The 17,628-nt window shown below is 67.0% G+C and carries 11 protein-coding genes and 5 tRNA genes; 1 reads left to right on the top strand and 15 read right to left on the bottom strand.

Translation table 11 applies throughout. From position 1 onward, the window contains the following. Positions 1 to 396 precede the first annotated feature (396 nt). The 15 genes from rpoC to WMF29_RS02275 all read right to left on the bottom strand — a co-directional run bounded on the left by rpoC (position 397) and on the right by WMF29_RS02275 (position 15,035). Positions 397 to 4,680: a DNA-directed RNA polymerase subunit beta' gene (gene rpoC / locus WMF29_RS02345; protein ID WP_437327274.1), complete on the bottom strand. Its 4,284-nt coding sequence runs from the start codon at positions 4,678 to 4,680 to the stop codon at positions 397 to 399. Between the two features lie 141 nt (positions 4,681 to 4,821). Then, complete coding sequence (rpoB, locus tag WMF29_RS02340) at positions 4,822 to 8,958, bottom strand: DNA-directed RNA polymerase subunit beta (RefSeq protein WP_437327273.1); 4,137 nt, start codon at positions 8,956 to 8,958, stop codon at positions 4,822 to 4,824. Between the two features lie 366 nt (positions 8,959 to 9,324). Beyond that, entirely contained in the window at positions 9,325 to 9,714 is a 390-nt protein-coding gene (rplL, locus tag WMF29_RS02335) for a 50S ribosomal protein L7/L12 (RefSeq protein WP_272097522.1), read from the bottom strand. 98 nt (positions 9,715 to 9,812) lie between these two features. Beyond that, entirely contained in the window at positions 9,813 to 10,343 is a 531-nt protein-coding gene (gene rplJ, locus WMF29_RS02330; protein WP_012233043.1) for a 50S ribosomal protein L10, read from the bottom strand. Positions 10,344 to 10,346: 3 nt separating this feature from the next. Continuing rightward, entirely contained in the window at positions 10,347 to 11,057 is a 711-nt protein-coding gene (rplA, locus tag WMF29_RS02325) for a 50S ribosomal protein L1 (RefSeq protein ID WP_437327272.1), read from the bottom strand. A 139-nt stretch (positions 11,058 to 11,196) separates the two neighbouring features. Beyond that, positions 11,197 to 11,640, bottom strand: a complete 444-nt coding sequence (gene rplK / locus WMF29_RS02320) for a 50S ribosomal protein L11 (RefSeq protein ID WP_272097520.1) — start codon at positions 11,638 to 11,640, stop codon at positions 11,197 to 11,199. Between the two features lie 117 nt (positions 11,641 to 11,757). Continuing rightward, positions 11,758 to 12,288, bottom strand: coding sequence for a transcription termination/antitermination protein NusG (nusG, locus tag WMF29_RS02315; protein WP_012233040.1), 531 nt, complete (start codon positions 12,286 to 12,288; stop codon positions 11,758 to 11,760). A gap of 30 nt (positions 12,289 to 12,318) precedes the next feature. Further along, on the bottom strand, positions 12,319 to 12,948 hold the full coding sequence (secE, locus tag WMF29_RS02310) for a preprotein translocase subunit SecE (protein WP_437327271.1): 630 nt from the start codon (positions 12,946 to 12,948) through the stop codon (positions 12,319 to 12,321). 87 nt (positions 12,949 to 13,035) lie between these two features. Next, a tRNA-Trp gene (locus WMF29_RS02305) sits at positions 13,036 to 13,108 on the bottom strand. A 29-nt stretch (positions 13,109 to 13,137) separates the two neighbouring features. Continuing rightward, the gene (rpmG, locus tag WMF29_RS02300; RefSeq protein WP_012233038.1) at positions 13,138 to 13,308 is read right to left on the bottom strand and encodes a 50S ribosomal protein L33; all 171 of its coding nucleotides are present in this window, start codon (positions 13,306 to 13,308) and stop codon (positions 13,138 to 13,140) included. Positions 13,309 to 13,317: 9 nt separating this feature from the next. After that, entirely contained in the window at positions 13,318 to 14,508 is a 1,191-nt protein-coding gene (gene tuf / locus WMF29_RS02295) for an elongation factor Tu (RefSeq protein ID WP_437327270.1), read from the bottom strand. 52 nt (positions 14,509 to 14,560) lie between these two features. Next, positions 14,561 to 14,636 (bottom strand) — tRNA-Thr (locus WMF29_RS02290). 16 nt (positions 14,637 to 14,652) lie between these two features. After that, positions 14,653 to 14,725: transfer RNA gene (locus WMF29_RS02285), tRNA-Gly, on the bottom strand. Between the two features lie 74 nt (positions 14,726 to 14,799). After that, positions 14,800 to 14,881, bottom strand: a tRNA-Tyr gene (locus tag WMF29_RS02280). 81 nt (positions 14,882 to 14,962) lie between these two features. Continuing rightward, positions 14,963 to 15,035 (bottom strand) — tRNA-Thr (locus tag WMF29_RS02275). Positions 15,036 to 15,753: 718 nt separating this feature from the next. On the opposite strand from WMF29_RS02275, the gene WMF29_RS02270 reads away from it, so the two are divergent. Further along, positions 15,754 to 17,565 (top strand): serine/threonine-protein kinase, encoded by a 1,812-nt coding sequence (locus tag WMF29_RS02270; protein ID WP_437327269.1) that lies wholly within the window; start codon positions 15,754 to 15,756, stop codon positions 17,563 to 17,565. The last annotated feature ends 63 nt before the right edge of the window (positions 17,566 to 17,628 follow it).

Below are 17,628 nucleotides of genomic sequence, written 5' to 3'. Positions count from 1 at the left end.
GAAACCCTGATTCTACCCAGAAATTGGAGGTGGCGCGCCCAAGAACCCTCGCGGAACGGGAGCACGCGGGGAGAGCTGGCCAGCCGCTAGCGGCGTATACAGCCATGGGGTGCGCTCGAGGAATGAGAGCAGAGCTCGGCGCGGCGCGCGAGCCCCGTGAGCGTTCCAGCCGACGCCGGTTGGCTGGCGATGCCCGCTCGACCCGATACGCTGCGACGTGGAAGTGAAGACTGACCCCGGGTAGGCGCGCACGCCACGTCCGGCGCGGCTCGTCAGGTCGGTGAGCCTGGGGCGAAGCGGAGGACGCCCCCCCGAAACGCCGCAAACGCGCTTCGGGAGACGGGCGGCGCGCCCGGGGCCGGGTTTGGATCCCGCCCTGGGCGCGCCAGCAGGAGATCACTCCTCGTTCACGGCCGTGAGCGTCTCCTCGGGACGCGGCCGCGGGGCGACGTACGGCGCTTGCGCCACCGGCTCGCCCTCGACCACGACCTGGAGGCGCTTGTAGGCGGGCAGCCCCGTCCCGGCCGGGATCAGGCGGCCCATGATGACGTTCTCCTTGAGACCGCGGAGATCGTCCGTCTTGCCGTTGATCGCGGCCTCGGTGAGCACCTTGGTCGTCTCCTGGAACGACGAGGCGCTGATGAACGACTCGGTCGACAGGCTGGCCTTGGTGATGCCGAGGAGGAGCGCCTCGGCGATGGCGGGCTTGCCGCCGCGCTCGAGCACGGTCTCGTTCTCCTTCTCGAAGATGTGCTTCTCGACCTGCTCGTCGACGAGGAAGTTCGTATCGCCGACCTCGCGCACGCGGACCCGCCGGAGCATCTGCCGGACGATGACCTCGATGTGCTTGTCGTTGATGCCGACGCCCTGGAGACGGTAGACCTGCTGGATCTCGTTCACGAGCCAGGCCGACAGCTCCTTCTCGCCCTTCACCCGGAGGATGTCGTGCGGGTTCGGCGGGCCGTCCTGGAGGGGGTCGCCCGCGCGCACCCGGTCGCCCGGCTGCACCTGGATGTGCTTGCCCTTCGGGATCAGGTACTCGCGCGCCTGATCGCCGAGCGCGTGCCCGTCCGGCGAGTACGGCGTGATGATGACCTTCCGCTTGCCCTTCGTGTCCTTGCCGAAGTTCACCTCGCCGTCGATCTCGCTGATGATCGCGTGATCCTTCGGCTTTCGGGCCTCGAACAGCTCGGCGACGCGGGGCAGACCGCCGGTGATGTCCTGCACCTTCGTCGTGTCGCGCGGGATCTTGGCGATGACCTCGCCGGCCTCGATGATATCCCCCTCCTGCGCGACGATGTGGGCGCCGACAGGGAGCAGGTAGCGCGCCTCGAGCTCGCTGTTCGGGAGCTTCAGCGTCCTGCCCGACTCGGGGTCCTTCAGCGAGATGCGCGGGCGGACGTCGGCCGCCTTCGACTCGATGACGACCTTTCGCGAGAGGCCCGTCACCTCGTCGAGGCGATCCTGCACGCTGACGCCCTCGATGAGGTCGCCGAACTTCACAACGCCGGAGACCTCCGTGAGGATCGGCGTCGCGAACTGGTCCCACTCGGCGAGCAGCTCGCCGGGCTTGGTGCGCTCGCCGTCGGCCTTCTTGAGGATGGCGCCGTAGACGAGGCGGTTGTGCTCGCGCTCGCGCCCCGTCTCGTCGACGACCACGATCTCGCCGTGGCGGTTCATGACCACCATGGTGCCGTCCTTCTTCTTCTGGACGACCGCGCGGCGGAGGCGGACGGTGCCCTCGGTGCGGGCCTCGAGGTAGCTCGCCTCGATCTTGCCGCGCGCCGCGGTGCCGCCGATGTGGAAGGTGCGCATCGTGAGCTGCGTGCCCGGCTCGCCGATCGACTGGGCGGCGATGATGCCCACCGCCTCGCCGATGTTGACCCGGTAGCCGCGGGCGAGGTCGCGCCCGTAGCACAGCGCGCAGACCCCGCGGCGGAGCTGGCACGTGAGCACCGAGCGGATGACGACCTCCTCGATGCCGGCGTCCTCGATGGACCGCACCGCCTGCTCGTCGAGCTCGGTGTTCGCCGTGATGAGCACCTCGCCGGTGAGCGGGTCGACGACGTCCTCCAGCGCGACGCGGCCGAGGATGCGGTCGCCGAGCGGCTGGATGACCTCGCCGGCCTCCTCGAGCTTCGCCACGCGGATGCCGTCGAGCGTGCCGCAGTCGAACTCGGAGATGACCGCGTCCTGCGCCACGTCGACGAGACGCCGGGTGAGGTACCCCGAGTTCGCCGTCTTGAGCGCCGTGTCGGCGAGGCCCTTCCGGGCGCCGTGCGTCGAGATGAAGTACTGGAGCACGCTGAGACCCTCGCGGAAGTTCGCGGTGATCGGCGTCTCGATGATCTCGCCGGACGGCTTGGCCATCAGGCCGCGCATCGCGGCCAGCTGCCGGATCTGCTGCGTCGACCCGCGCGCGCCGGAGTCGGCCATGATGTAGATGGGGTTGAAGCTCGGCTCGATCGACTCCTTGCCGGTCTCGTGATCGACGACCGTCTCCTTGCCGATGCCGCCCATCATCTCGGTCGTGACCTGGTCGGCGATGCTCGCCCAGATATCGACGATCTTGTTGTACCGCTCGCCGTCGGTGATGAGCCCCTCCTGGTACTGCTCGACGACGCGCTCGACCTCCTTCTGCGCCTCGCCCAGGAGGACCTTCTTGGCCGCCGGGATCACCATGTGATCCATGCAGATCGAGATGCCCGCCCGCATCGCGTGGTCGAAGCCGAGCGTGCGGAGCCGGTCCGCGAGGAGGACGGTCTCCTTGTTGCGGTGGATGCGGTAGCAGACGTCGATGAGCGCCGAGAGCGCCTTCTTGTCGAGGGTCTTGTTCGCGTACTCGAACGCGACCCCCTTCGGGAGGACCTCGGAGATGATGACGCGGCCCACCGTGGTCTCGACGATGCGGCGCTTCACGTGGCCGAACTCGTCGAGCTGCGGGTTGCCGTCGTCGTCGATGATCGGGACGCGGACGCGGATGCCGGCGTGCAGCGCGACCTCGCCGTTGTCGTAGGCCATCCGCACCTCCTCGGGGGAGGCGTAGATGCCCCGCAGGTAGCCCTGCGCCACGCCGTCCTCGCCGAAGGCGAGGGTGTCCGCGCGGTACGACCCCTTCTCGAACTTCCGCTCGCGGGTCGCGTAGTAGAGCCCGAGCACGATGTCCTGCGTCGGGTTGATGATCGGCTTGCCGCTCGCGGGCGAGAGGATGTTGTTCGTGCTCATCATGAGCACGCGCGCCTCCATCTGCGCCTCGACCGACAGCGGCACGTGGACGGCCATCTGGTCGCCGTCGAAGTCGGCGTTGAACGCCGCGCAGACCAGCGGGTGCAGCTGGATCGCCTTGCCCTCGATGAGGACCGGCTCGAACGCCTGGATGCCGAGGCGGTGGAGCGTCGGGGCGCGGTTCAGGAGCACCGGGTGCTCGCTGATGACCTCCTCGAGGATGTCCCAGACCTCCGGGCGCTCCTTCTCCACCATCTTCTTGGCGCTCTTGATGGTGTTGACGTAGCCGCGCTCTTCCAGCTTGTTGTAGATGAACGGCTTGAAGAGCTCGAGCGCCATCTTCTTGGGCAGACCGCACTGGTGCAGGCGCAGCGTCGGGCCCACGACGATGACCGAGCGGCCCGAGTAGTCGACGCGCTTGCCGAGCAGGTTCTGGCGGAACCGGCCCTGCTTGCCCTTCAGCATGTCGGAGAGCGACTTGAGCGGGCGCTTGTTCGGGCCGGTGATCGTCTTGCCGCGGCGGCCGTTGTCGAACAGCGCGTCGACCGCCTCCTGCAGCATCCGGCGCTCGTTCCGGATGATGATCTCCGGCGCGTTCAGCTCGAGGAGCCGCTTCAGGCGGTTGTTGCGGTTGATGACGCGGCGGTAGAGGTCATTGAGATCGCTGGTCGCGAAGCGGCCGCCGTCCAGGGGGACGAGCGGGCGCAGATCCGGCGGGAGCACCGGGATCACGGTCAGCATCATCCACTCGGGCCGGTTGCCGCTCTCGCGGAACGCCTCGACGACCTTGAGCCGCTTCGCGAGCTTCTTCCGCTTGGCCTCGCTGGTCGCGGCGCGCATCTCCGTCCTGAGCAGCTCCGCCAGGCCGTGGACGTCGACCTGCTTGAGCATCTCGAGGATCGCCTCGCCGCCCATGCCGGCGCTGAACTTGTCGTCACCGTACTCGTCGAGGAGCTGCAGATACCGCTCCTCGCTCAGGAGATCGCCCCGCATGAGGCCAGTCTCCTTGGGATCGATGACGATGTACGCCTCGCAATAAAGCACCTTCTCCAGGTCCTTGAGCGTGATGTCGAGCATGTTGCCGATGCGCGACGGCAGGCTCTTCAGGAACCAGATGTGGGCGACCGGCGTGGCCAGCGAGATGTGCCCGAGCCGCTCGCGCCGGACCTTCGACTGGATGACCTCGACGCCGCACTTCTCGCACACGATCCCACGGTGCTTCATGCGCTTGTACTTGCCGCAGTTGCACTCGTAGTCCTTCACAGGCCCGAAGATCTTCGCGCAGAACAGACCATCGCGCTCCGGCTTGAACGTCCGGTAGTTGATGGTCTCCGGCTTCTTCACCTCGCCGTGCGACCACTCGCGGATCTTCTCCGGGCTCGCGAGCGAGATGCGGATGGCGCTGAACGACAGCGGGTCCTTGGGCTTCTCGAAGAAGCTGAAGATGTCACGCATGGAGACCTCCGGAGACAGAAACGAAACCGATGAACCTGTCCGCGCCCACTGCTTGAGCGCTCGGGAGCGCGCCGCCCGCGCGGCGCGCCTCCCCTGCCGTCACCGAAAAGGCGCGCGGCGCTCGTGACGTGACGAACTGCATCACTCCTCTTCCTCCGCGGCCGACGCCTCCACGCCCGCGCTCGTCTCGACCAGCTCGACGTTCAGGCACAGCGACTGGAGCTCCTTGATGAGCACGTTGAAGCTCTCCGGCAGCCCCGCCTCCAGGGTGTAGTCCCCCTTCACGATGGCCTCGTACATCCGGGTGCGGCCCATCACGTCGTCGCTCTTCACGGTGAGGAACTCCTGCAGCGCGTAGGCCGCGCCGTAGGCCTCCATCGCCCAGACCTCCATCTCGCCGAGCCGCTGCCCGCCGAACTGCGCCTTGCCGCCGAGGGGCTGCTGCGTGACGAGCGAGTACGGCCCGATCGAGCGAGCGTGGATCTTGTCGTCGACCAGGTGGTGGAGCTTCAGCATGTACATGATGCCCACCGTGACGTTCTGATCGAACGCGTCGCCCGTGCGCCCGTCGAAGAGGATCGCCTGACCCGAGGTCGGGAGACCCGCGAGATCGAGCGCGCCCTTGATGTCCGACTCGTGCGCGCCGTCGAACACCGGCGATCCCATGAACACGCCCTCGTCGACCGTCTTGACGAAGCGCTTCACGTCGCCGTCATCGAGGTTGTCGAAGAAGCCGTTCATCGTCTCGTCGCCCGCATAGATGGCCTTGAGGTGCTCCTTGATCTCGGCGCTCGCCCGCTGCTGCTCGATCATCCGCTGCAGCTGGTTGCCGAGCTCGAAGGCGCCCCACCCGAGGTGGATCTCGAGGATCTGACCGACGTTCATGCGGCTCGGCACGCCGAGCGGGTTCAGCACGAGATCGACCGGCCTGCCGTCCTGCAGATACGGCATGTCCTCCTCGGGGAGGATGCGGCTGATGACGCCCTTGTTGCCGTGGCGGCCCGCCATCTTGTCGCCGACCTGGAGCTTGCGCTTGATGGCGATATAGACCTTCACCATCTTGATGACGCCCGGCGGCAGCTCATCGCCCTTGGAGAGGCGATCGATCTTGTCGCGGAAGTGCTCCTCGCGCGTGCGGACGAGCTCCTCGAGGTCGCGCAGGATCTGCTGGACCCGCTCGGCGTCGTCGACGGGGATCTCCCCCCAGTACTTGCGGGGGATCTCGGCGAGCGAGGGCTCGTCGATGATGGCGCCCTTCTGGAAGAGCACCTTGCCCTTGTCGTCGACGAGCTTGCCCGTCGTCTCCTTGCCGAGGAGGAGCTCCCGGATGCGGCGGAAGAACGAGTCGCGGAGGATCTTGATCTCCTCGTCGCGCGTCCGCTCGATCCTGGCCCGCTCCTGATCCTCGATGTCCCGCGCGCGGTCGTCCTTCTCGGTCCCCTTGCGCGAGAACACGCGGGCGTTGATGACGATCCCGCCGACGCCGGGCGGCACCTTGAGCGAGCTGTCGCGGACGTCGCCGGCCTTCTCGCCGAAGATCGCCCGGAGCAGCTTCTCCTCGGGGGAGAGCTGGGTCTCGCCCTTCGGCGTGATCTTGCCGACAAGGATGTCGCCCGGCCGCACCTCGGCCCCGATGCGCACGATGCCGGAGTCGTCGAGGTCCTTGAGCGCCTCCTCGCCGACGTTCGGGATGTCGCGGGTGATCTCCTCCTTGCCGAGCTTCGTGTCGCGGGCGACGCACTCGAACTCCTCGATGTGGATCGAGGTGAACACGTCGTCCTTGGCGATGCGTTCGGAGACAAGGATCGAGTCCTCGAAGTTGTAGCCCTGCCACGGCATGAACGCGACGAGCACGTTCTGGCCGAGCGCGAGCTCGCCCATGTCCGTCGACGGGCCGTCGGCGAGCACGTCGCCCTTCTTCACCACCTCGCCCGTCCTGACGACCGGCTTCTGCGTGTAGCAGGTCGACTGGTTCGAGCGCTGGAACTTCATGAGGTGGTAGATATCGGGCACCTCGGCGCCCTCGCCCTCGGCGCGGACGACGATGCGCGTCGCGTCGACGCTCTCGACGACCCCGGGGCGCCGCGCGATGACGCAGACGCCGGAGTCGCGGGCGAGCCGCTCCTCCATGCCGGTGCCGACGAGGGGCGCGTGCGACTGCACGAGGGGCACGGCCTGACGCTGCATGTTGGCGCCCATGAGCGCGCGGTTCGCGTCGTCGTGCTCGAGGAACGGCACGAGCGCGGCGGCGACCGACACCATCTGGTTCGGCGCGACGTCCATCAGCTCGACCATCTCGGGCGTGACGATCTTGAACTCGCCGTTGTAGCGGGCCGAGACCAGCGACTCCTTGAAGCGACCGCCCTCGTCGAGGTTCACGGTCGCCTGCGCGATGTACTTCCCCTCCTCTTCGAGCGCGGAGAGCCAGATCACGTCCTCGGTCACCCGGCCGTTCTCGACCTTCCGGTACGGCGTCTCGACGAATCCGAACTCGTTCACGCGGGCGAACGTCGACAGCGAGGCGATGAGGCCGATGTTCGGCCCTTCCGGCGTCTCGATCGGGCAGATACGGCCGTAGTGGGTCGCGTGGACGTCGCGCACCTCGAACCCGGCCCGCTCGCGGGTCAGGCCGCCCGGGCCGAGCGCCGAGAGGCGGCGCTTGTGGGTGACCTCCGAGAGCGGGTTGGTCTGGTCCATGAACTGCGAGAGCTGGGAGCTCCCGAAGTACTCCTTCACGACCGCGCTGACCGGCTTCGCGTTGATCAGATCGTGCGGCATGAGCGTGTCGATCTCCTGCGACATGCTCATGCGCTCCTTGATCGCGCGCTCCATGCGAACGAGGCCGATGCGGTACTGATTCTCCATCAGCTCGCCGACCGCGCGCACGCGGCGGTTGCCGAGGTGGTCGATGTCGTCGACCGAGCCGCGCCCGTTCTTGAGCTCGATCAGGTGGCGCACGGTCTCCAGGATGTCCTGGGGCGTGAGCACCGTGAGATCGAGCCCCGGCCGCTCGTCCTCGGGGACATCCCGGTAGAACTTGTAGTTCAGCTTCAGCCGGCCGACCTTCGACAGGTCATAGCGCTCGGCGTTGAAGAACAGGTTGTGGAACAGGGTCTTGGCGGTCTCGAGCGTCGGCGGATCGCCCGGCCGCAGGCGCCGGTAGATCTCGAGGATCGAGTCCTCCATCGTCTTCACCTTGTCGGTGAGCAGCGTGTCGCGGAGGTACGATCCGACGTTCAGGCCGTCGATGAAGAGGATGCGGAACTGCTCGATGTTCGCGTCGCGCAGCCGCTCGAGCTTCGCCTCGGTGAGCTCCTCGTTCACCTCGACCACGACCTCGCCGGTCTCCGGGTCGACGATGTCGTGCGCCGCGACCTTCCCGACGAGCTCCTCCGGCTCGAGGCTGAGCCGCTCGAGCTTCGCCTCCTTCATCTTCCGGATGGCAGCGCGGGTGAACTTGGTGTTCTTCTTGACGATGACGTCGTTGCCGATCTTGATGTCGCGCGTCGTCCGCTGACCGGCGAGGAGATCGTACTCGATGCTCTTCGCGTACTTGCCACCCTTCTCGAGGTACACGGTCTCGGTCGAGTAGAAGTAGTTCAGCAGGTCCTGGGTCGAGTACCCGAGCGCGCGCAGGAGCACCGTGGCGTGCATCTTCCGCCGCCGATCGATGCGAACATAGATGATGTCCTTCGGGTCGAACTCGAAGTCGAGCCACGAGCCGCGGTACGGGATCACGCGCGCGGAGTAGAGCAGCTTGCCGCTGGAGTGCGTCTTGCCCTTGTCGTGATCGAAGAAGACGCCGGGGCTCCGGTGCAGCTGGCTGACGACGACGCGCTCGGTGCCGTTGATGATGAACGTGCCCGTCTCGGTCATCAGCGGGAGCTCGCCGAAGTAGACCTCCTGCTCCTTGATGTCGCGCACGATCCGCTCCCCGCCGTCGCGGGTGTCGTAGATCATCAGCTGGTTCGTGACCTTGATCGGCGCCGAGTAGGTCATGCCGCGCTGGCGGCACTCATCGACGTCGTACTTCGGCGGCTCGAGGTTGTACGAGACGAAGACGAGCTCGCTCGTGCCGTTGAAGTCTTTGATCGGGAAGACCGAGCGGAACACCGCCTGCAGCCCGACCTCCTCCCGCTCGTTCGGCGGAACGCTCATCTGGAGGAATTTGTCGTAGCTCGACTTCTGGATGTCGATCAGGTTGGGGACGTCGATGATGCGACGAACGCGACCCAGGTTCTTACGGACGCGGAAGTTGGATTGGACGACCGACGGCATCGATTTCCTCCGGCTCACACGAGCCGTGCGGGGCGGGCGCACGGCTCGAACCGAGCAACGAACACGAAGCTACGCACGAATGGCGAGCGAGCGTCCCCAGGGAATGAGGACCCAAAACATCTTGGCTGTGGGGGCAGAGCGGACCGCGTGGCGACCCATTGAGCTCCGACGTTGGCCGAGGACCCGCACCCGCGGTCCTCTTCAGAGTTGACCGAGGACCCGTACTCGCGGTCCTCTTCAGCGTTGCGCGAGGGCCCGCATCCGCGGTCCCGTTCATCAGACAAAAGCGGGACGTGCGGCAGGGACGACCGCCCCTGCCGCCGTCCGCCGGCGGATCCCGATTTCCCTAGCAGGGAGCGGTGATCGTTACTTGAGCTCGACGGTAGCACCTGCCTCGACGAGCTTCTTCTTCATCTCCTCCGCGTCCGCCTTGGAAACCTGCTCCTTGACGGTCTTCGGCGCGGCCTCGACCAGGTCCTTCGCCTCCTTCAGGCCCAGACCGGTGATCTCGCGGATCGCCTTGATGACGCCGATCTTGTTGCTGCCGGCGTTCGCAAGGATGACGTCGAACTCGGTCTGCTCCGGGGCCTTCTCGGCCGGAGCGGCGCCGGCCGCGGGGCCGGCGGCGACGGCCACGGCCGCGGGGGCAGCCTTGACGCCCCACTTGTTCTCGAGGTCCTTGATGAGCTCGGCGATCTGGATGACAGGGAGGTTGGAGAGGTAATCGACGACCTGCTCGCGCGTGATCTCAGCCATTGCAAGACTCCTTCAAACTCTTCTGCGCGCCCCGGGGAGGGGGCCATGTAAACCAAAACCAGACGGGCGCAAGGCCCAATTGATACGAAAGCACCCTCTCAGGCCTGCTTGCCCGCTTCCTCTTCCTTCGCCTTCAAGAGATAAGCGAAATTCTGGAGAGGCGCGTTGAGCTGCTGCACGAACTGCTGGAGCGGCGCCTGCAGCGTCGCGAGCAGCGTGGCACGAAGCTCATCCTTGCCGGGCATCGTCGCGAGCTGCGTCTCGACGGCGTCCCCCGAGAGGATCTGCCCCTCGATGAGCCCCGCCTTGATCTGCAGCTTCTGGTTGTCCTTGCGGAACGCCTTGACGACCTTGGCTGCCGCGCTCGGATCCTCGTAGCTCCAGGCCACGCCGGTCATGCCGGTCAGGCTCTTCGAGAGGGTCTTCGCCCAGGGGTGCTCCTTGATGGCGTGGCGGACGAGCGTGTTCTTCACGACCCGGTACTCCACGCCGGACTTCCGGAACTCATCGCGAAGCTTGGTGACCGCCTCGACGTTCATCCCCTTGAAGTCCAGGAAGACCGCGGAAGACATCCGCTCGAACTTCTGCCGGACGGAGCCGATCAGCACTTCCTTCTGGGACCGTTCCATGGGCTACGCCTCCTCCGTCTTGCCGATGAAGTGGACCGGGTCGATACGAACCCCGGGGCCCATCGTGGAAGACAGCGTGATGCTCCGGAGGTAGATGCCCTTGGCCGTCGCCGGCTTGGCCCGGACGAGCGCCTGGATCAGCGCGTCCGCGTTCACGTGGAGCGCGTTCTCCGCGAAGGAGACCTTGCCGATCCGCGCGTGCACGATGCCCGCCTTCTCGACGCGGTACTCCACCTTGCCGGCCTTCGCCTCCGAGACGGCCGTCTTCACGTCGAACGTCACGGTCCCGACCTTCGGGTTCGGCATCAGGCCGCGCGGACCGAGGATACGGCCGAGCTTGCCCACCAGACCCATCATGTCGGGCGTGGCGATCACGCGATCGAAGTCCATGAAGCCTTCCTGGACCTTGTTCACGAGATCCGCCTCGCCGACGAAGTCGGCGCCGGCCGCCTCGGCCTCCTTGGCCTTCTCACCCTTGGCGAAGACCAGGACCCGGAGCGACTGCCCCGTCCCATGCGGCAGCACGACGGCGCCGCGGACCATCTGGTCTGCGTGCCGCGGGTTGACGCCCAGCCGGACCGCGAGGTCCACCGTCTCGTCGAACTTGGCGGGCGCCGCTTTCTTCACGAGCGCGCACGCCTCCTGCAATGTGTACTTTCGCGCGCGGTCGACGACTGCCCGCGCTGCGACTTTCTTCTTGGCGACTTTCGGCACATGCCCTCCTTCTTAACGGCTCTCGCCTCCCACGGTGCGCCTAAACTACCGTGGTAAGTCTTGCTTCTGGCCCGCCGGGCGCCCCTCGGGGCGCCAGCGCGGCGGGGGCGCATCCCCGACGGCGGGGAGCGCGACCACCTCAGTCGACGACGTCGATGCCCATCGAGCGCGCCGTGCCCGCCATGCTGCGCATCGCGGACTCGAGGTTGGTCGTGTTCATGTCCTGCATCTTGAGCTGGGCAAGCTCCTGCAGCTGCTTCTGCGTGACCTTGCCCACCTTGACCTTGTTGGGCTCCTTGGAGCCCGCGCCCGGCTTCTTCTTCGTCTCGAGCCCCGCCGCCTTCTTGAGGAGCACGGAGGCCGGCGGCGTCTTCATGATGAACGTGAACGAGCGGTCCGAGTAGACCGTGATCACCACCGGGATGATCATGTCCCCCTGCGCCGCCGTCCGCGAGTTGAAGTCCTTGCAGAACGCCATGATGTTGACGCCGTGCTGGCCGAGCGCCGGACCGACGGGGGGCGACGGGTTGGCCTTGCCCGCCGGAAGCTGCAGCTTCACGTACCCTGTGACTTTCTTCGCCATGATGAATCTCGCACCCTATCGAACCGCCGCCCGACGGGCGGTCTACTATTCAGAGAAACAGCGAAGCACCGCGGAGGCGCGGTGCTCGCCCGCAGGTTTGCAGCCGTCCGTTCCCGGCTAGCGCTTCTCCACGGCTGAGAAGTCGAGCTCCACGCTGGTGGGCCGGCCGAAGATGCTGACCTTCACCTTGAGCTTCTGCTTGTCCATCTTCACGTCGTCGACCGTGCCGGTGAAGTTCGCGAAGGCGCCATCGAGGACCCGCACCTCCTCACCCACCTCGAACGTGAGCCGCGGCTTCGGCTTGACCGCCCCTTCGACGATCCCCCGCCGGAGATTGTCGATCTGAACGATCGGGACCTCCTGCGGCGTCTGGTTGCCGATGAAGCCGGTGACCTTGGGGGTGTCCTTGACCAGGTGCCAGACCTGCTCGTTCATCTCCATCTCCACGAAGATGTAGCCGGGCAGGCTGAGCTTCTGACGCACGCGGGTCTTACCGCCGGGACGGTTCTCCGTGACCGTCTCGCTCGGGATGAGGATCTCGCCGAACCGATCTTCCAGGCTGTACTGCTTCACGCGCTGCTGGAGCGCGTCGCGCACCTTCGCCTCGTATCCCGAGTAGGTATGGATGACGTACCACTTCTTGGCCATGGCGCTTGATTCCCTCAGGATCTCCCTGCTTCAGCTTCCATCGCCGTAAACGATGTTGGTCACGAATGCCCAGAAGCGGTCGAGCAGCGCCAGGTAGAGGGTCGCCACGGTGGTCGTCGCGATGACGACGAACGTCGCATTCGTCACCTCCTTCTTGGTCGGCCACTTCACCTTCGCCAGCTCGGCGGCGACCTCGTCGCTCCAGGCGCGGAGCTCGGCGTTGCGGAACGCGCGCAACACGACGACCAGCGCGACGACGCCGCCGGCGATCATGCCGTACGTCGTCTTGTCGTCGTCACCCACCGCGGAGAGCGCCGGAAGCGTCCGGCTGAACCAGTCCTTGTTGGCCAGGGTCGCCCAGACGCCATGGACGACCTTGCCAAGCAGGTAGGCGAGCAGCATCCCCGCGGCGAAGAAGCCGGCGAGCACATAGCGCTCCGAGCCGAGCTGAGCAGCCGCGACCTCTTCGTCCTCGGCCTCATCGGCCTCGTTCGACTCATCGGCCCGCGGCGCCTCGGCGTCCTTCGCGTCAGCAGCCCCCGTCCTCTCGCTCTGCGCCACGAGGGACGAGTCCTCGGCGGGCGAGCTCGGTCCGGATTCTTCCGGCTCCTCGTCCTCCGCGACCTTCGGCGGCTGCTTGTCTTTTTGACCCTTCGCCATAACAACACCAAACGCGCCGACCCGCGGCAGACAGAGGCCTGCTCGGTGGGGATCCAAGGGCGGCCATGAGGCACCCACATCCCCCGGCAGGGGCAGAGAGGCTCGAACTCCCGACCTGCGGATTTGGAATCCGCTGCTCTACCAACTGAGCTATACCCCTAGAATCGCTGCGCCTTCCTGAGCACCCGTTCACTTCGTCTCGTCGTGAACCGTGTGCTTCTTGCACTGCTTGCAGAACTTCTTGAGCGACACCACCTGGTCCGGCGCCTTCGTGGTCTTGTAGTTCCGCGACTTGCACTCGCGGCAGGCCAGTGAGACGGCGATGCGCGCCGCACGCCACCCACCGGCCTGCTCGCCCACGTCGGCCTCCTACGCGAGGATCTTGGTGACGACGCCGGCGCCCACCGTCTTGCCGCCCTCGCGGATGGCGAAGCGCATCTGCTCCTCCAGCGCGACCGGCGCGATGAGCTCGATCGTCATCGTGATGTTGTCGCCCGGCATCACCATCTTCACCCCCTCGGGGAGGTTCACCGTGCCGGTCACGTCCGTCGTCCGGATGTAGAACTGCGGCCGGTAGTTGGTGAAGAACGGCGTGTGGCGCCCGCCCTCCTCCTTCTTGAGGACGTACACCTCACCGGTGAACTTCGTGTGCGGCGTGATCGACCCGGGCTTCGCCAGCACCTGGCCGCGCTCGATCTCTTCCTTCTCCACGCCGCGGAGCAGACACCCGACGTTGTCGCCCGCCTGCCCCTGATCGAGCAGCTTGCGGAACATCTCGACGCCGGTCACGACCGACTTCTTCGTGTCCTTGAAGCCGATGATCTGCACCTCGTCGCCGACCTTGATGATGCCGCGCTCGATGCGGCCCGTGGCCACCGTGCCGCGGCCCTTGATCGAGAACACGTCCTCGATCGCCATCAGGAACGGCTTGTCGATGTCGCGCACCGGCTCGGGGATGTAGCTGTCCAGCGCGCTGAGCAGCTGCTGGATCGTCTCCTCCCACTTCGGGTCGCCCTGCAGCGCGGGCAGCGACGCGCCACGGACCACCGGCGCGTTGTCGCCGTCGAACTTGTACTTCGACAGCAGCTCGCGGACCTCCATCTCGACCAGGTCGAGCATCTCCGGGTCGTCCACCGCGTCGCACTTGTTGAGGAACACGACGATGTGGTTCAGGCCGACCTGCCGGGCGAGCAGCACGTGCTCGCGCGTCTGCGGCATCACGCTGTCGAGCGCCGACACGACGAGGATCGCCCCGTCCATCTGCGCCGCGCCGGTGATCATGTTCTTGATGTAGTCGGCGTGCCCGGGGCAATCGACGTGCGCGTAGTGGCGGTTCGCCGACTCGTACTCGACGTGCGCCGCCGCGATGGTCACCGTCTTCGTCTCGTCACGGACCGTCCCGCCCTTCGCGATGTCGGCGTACGAGATCGCCTTCGCCAGGTTGCGCTTCGACTGCACCTTGACGAGCGCCGCCGTGAGCGTGGTCTTGCCGTGGTCGATGTGGCCGATGGTGCCCACGTTCACGTGCGGCTTCGTACGAGTGAATTTCTCCTTGGCCATCGAGATGTCTCCTGCCGAAATGAAGTTCGCGACTGCGTTTCGCTGTCCTCGCTGGAGCCCACCATCGGGATTGAACCGACGACCTCGTCCTTACCAAGGACGTGCTCTGCCAACTGAGCTAGGTGGGCAAACGACCGACCACGGAGCGGGCGACCGGGTTCGAACCGGCGACGTTCAGCTTGGAAGGCTGACGCTCTACCAACTGAGCTACGCCCGCGGGCTTCCGTCGGGAGTGACCCCAGCGGATCTGGTTCCTGGTCGGACCGTCTTCGGAGCGTAAAGACGCCCCGGTGGAGGGTGATGGATTCGAACCATCGTAGGCATTGCCGGCAGATTTACAGTCTGCTCCCTTTGGCCGCTCGGGCAACCCTCCAGATTTTCTCTATTTATTAGATTTTGCCGACTTTGTCTCTACCGCGACCTCCCGAACCATCGACCTGTTGCCTTGCATCGGAGCTGACGAGGGGACTTGAACCCCTAACCCCCTGCTTACAAGGCAGGTGCTCTACCGATTGAGCTACGCCAGCGGCATCCACCCGCTGCCCGTCCCCGGGCTCCGGGAAACGTGCGTGCTGACCTAGCGAAATGTCCCAAGACCGATCACTTCTGTGCGAGCAATCAACTCCCGGCCCTGCTGGACCGCCTGCCTGCACGGTTCGGAGTGTCCCGACCGGGCTGGACCGCAGCGAGGTGAAGCAGTTGGTGCCGCTCACGTCGCTCCGAAGGTAGACGAGTCCCGCGAAGGGAGGAGGCTCTTAGCCCCCTGCAAGAGACGTGTCAAGCGGTGTGCATCGTTTTCGTCCGTTTCGCTGGAATCGGCTTCGAGAGCGCGGGGCTGGCCGCGCCGTCGAGGTGGGCGGTCCAGAGCACCGGCGTCCTCCGGCGGCGCCGATCTCGCTCGAGCGCTCCCGGTTTTCAAGTGCGGACGTCGAGGAGCACGCTCCCGCGGCGCGCGGAGCGCAGCGGCGCGGCCCGCGCGGGGTCGCCCGGGCCGCGTTCTCAGCGCCGAACGTCACGCGCAGCGACGACGCGGCGCGGGCGAGCAGCTGCGTGAGCGCGAACGCAAGCGAACGAGGACGACGACGACGACGCGCGCTGGCGGCGCCTCGGGCCGGCGAGAGGTCCCTTGCGCTCCGCTCGCGGCTGCTGCGATCCTGCCCGGCGCACGTTCGCTCGGGCGCGCCGCGGAGCGGCCCGAGGCGACGATCGCGTTCCGTCACGCTTCGGGGGTAGAGGTTCGATCGCATGGAATGTCCCGCTTGCCATCAGCCAAACATCGATGGGGCGCGCTTCTGCGCCACGTGCGGCGCGCTCCTCCCTGTCGCGCCGGTGGAGGCAGACCCGCTCATCGGCGCGATCGTCGGCGGCCGGTTCCGCATCATCGGCGTGCTCGGCGAGGGCGGGATGGGCCGCGTCTACAACGGCGAGCAGCCGATGGGGACGTCGGTGCGGAAGGTCGCCATCAAGACGCTCCTCTCGCAGCACGCGAAGGATCCGCAGGTGGTCGCGCGCTTCATGCGGGAGTGCGGCACGGTCAGCGAGCTCGAGCACCCGAACACCATCAAGGTCTACGACTTCGGGCAGACGAACACCGGGGAGCTCTACATCGCGATGGAGCTCCTCAACGGGCAGTCGCTGGAGACGGCGCTCGAGCGGGGCGGCGCGCTCTCTCCAGAGCGCGTCGATCGCATCATCGCGCAGACGTGCGGGTCGCTCCAGGAGGCCCACGAGAAGGGGATCGTCCACCGCGACCTGAAGCCCGCCAACATCTTCTTGACCAAGCGCGCCGGCGAGGAGGACTACGTCAAGGTCCTCGACTTCGGCATCGCGAAGCGCGACGAGCGCAGCGCAAAGGCCGAGCAGAAGCTGACCCAGCAGGGGACGGTGCTCGGGACCCCGCCGTACATGAGCCCCGAGCAGTTCACGGGGACCGAGCTCGACGCGCGGAGCGACATCTACTCGCTCGGCGTGCTGACCTACGAGATGCTCACCGGGCGTCTGCCGTTCGACGCCGACACGCCATGGGCGTGGGCGACGCAGCACATGACGGCGCAGCCGTTCCCGTTCGAGACGGTGCCGATGGGCGCCGCGGCCCCGCCGAAGATGAAGGCGGCCGTCATGAGGGCCCTCAGCAAGAGGCGCGAGGACCGGCAGCAGTCGGCGCGGGAGTTCTACGAGGATCTCACGATCGGCGCGGGCGCCCGCCTCTCGGTGCTCGCGGCGGCGCCCCGCACGCTCGTCGGGAGCGACGCGCCGACCAGCGGGACGGCGCTCATGCCGTCGCGCTCGGGTCAGACGCAGCTCGGGGAGCCGCTGTTCGTCGCGGGGCCGCCCACGGGATCGGGACCGGTGAGGACCGTCGTCAACCATCAGGCCCATCAGGCCCATCAGGCCGCGACGGTCATGGATCAGGCTGTCGTCCCGGCGCACCCGGCCGTGCCCACGGGCAGCGGCCAGGTGTTCCCCGCGCCGCCGCCGGCCCCGCAGAAGAGCAAGGCAGCTCCGATCCTCGCCGCGGTCGCGGCCGTCGCGGTGCTCGGCGTCGTGGGCGTCGTCATGATGACGAAGGGGAGCGGCGGGAGCACGACCGAGGAGAGCACGTCGACCGCGATCCCGCTGCCCACGGGCGCGCCGTCGGTCACCGTGGCGTCGGATCCCGTGGGCACGCCCACGAGCACGCCCACCACCACCCCGGAGCCTACGCCGCCCGAGCCCAACGGCCCGGACAAGACGGCTCCGGACACCCCGAAGCACACGTCGACCCCGACGACCCCGGCCGCGACCACCGGACCCAAGGCCCCGCCGCCTGGCAACGAGAAGGCGGAGCAGGAGTGCAGGGCCGCGATCAACCTGGCGAACGGCGGCAACACGGATCTCGCGGTGAAGCGCTTCGCGGCCTGCGATGGCCCCAAGAAGGCCGAGGCGAGAGCCGCCATCAGCGGTAGCGCCAAGCGCGCGGTCGCGTCCAAGGGGTGCGCGGCGAAGTCCCACGCCTTGGCCGCCGCGCGGATCGGGGCAGGCGAGGCGATGTCCCAGCTGCCAGCGCAATGTCGGTGAAGGACGTGGGCCGGATCGAGCACAACGCCCAGAGGGTCCGGGCTGTTCCAGGCTTGCCTTGAC

It is taken from the genome of Sorangium sp. So ce381 (assembly GCF_051473845.1).
Lineage (GTDB): Bacteria > Myxococcota_A > Polyangia > Polyangiales > Polyangiaceae > Sorangium > Sorangium atrum.
The sequence above is the reverse complement of the archived record's forward strand: the minus strand, read 5'-3'. Positions and strand labels throughout refer to the sequence as shown.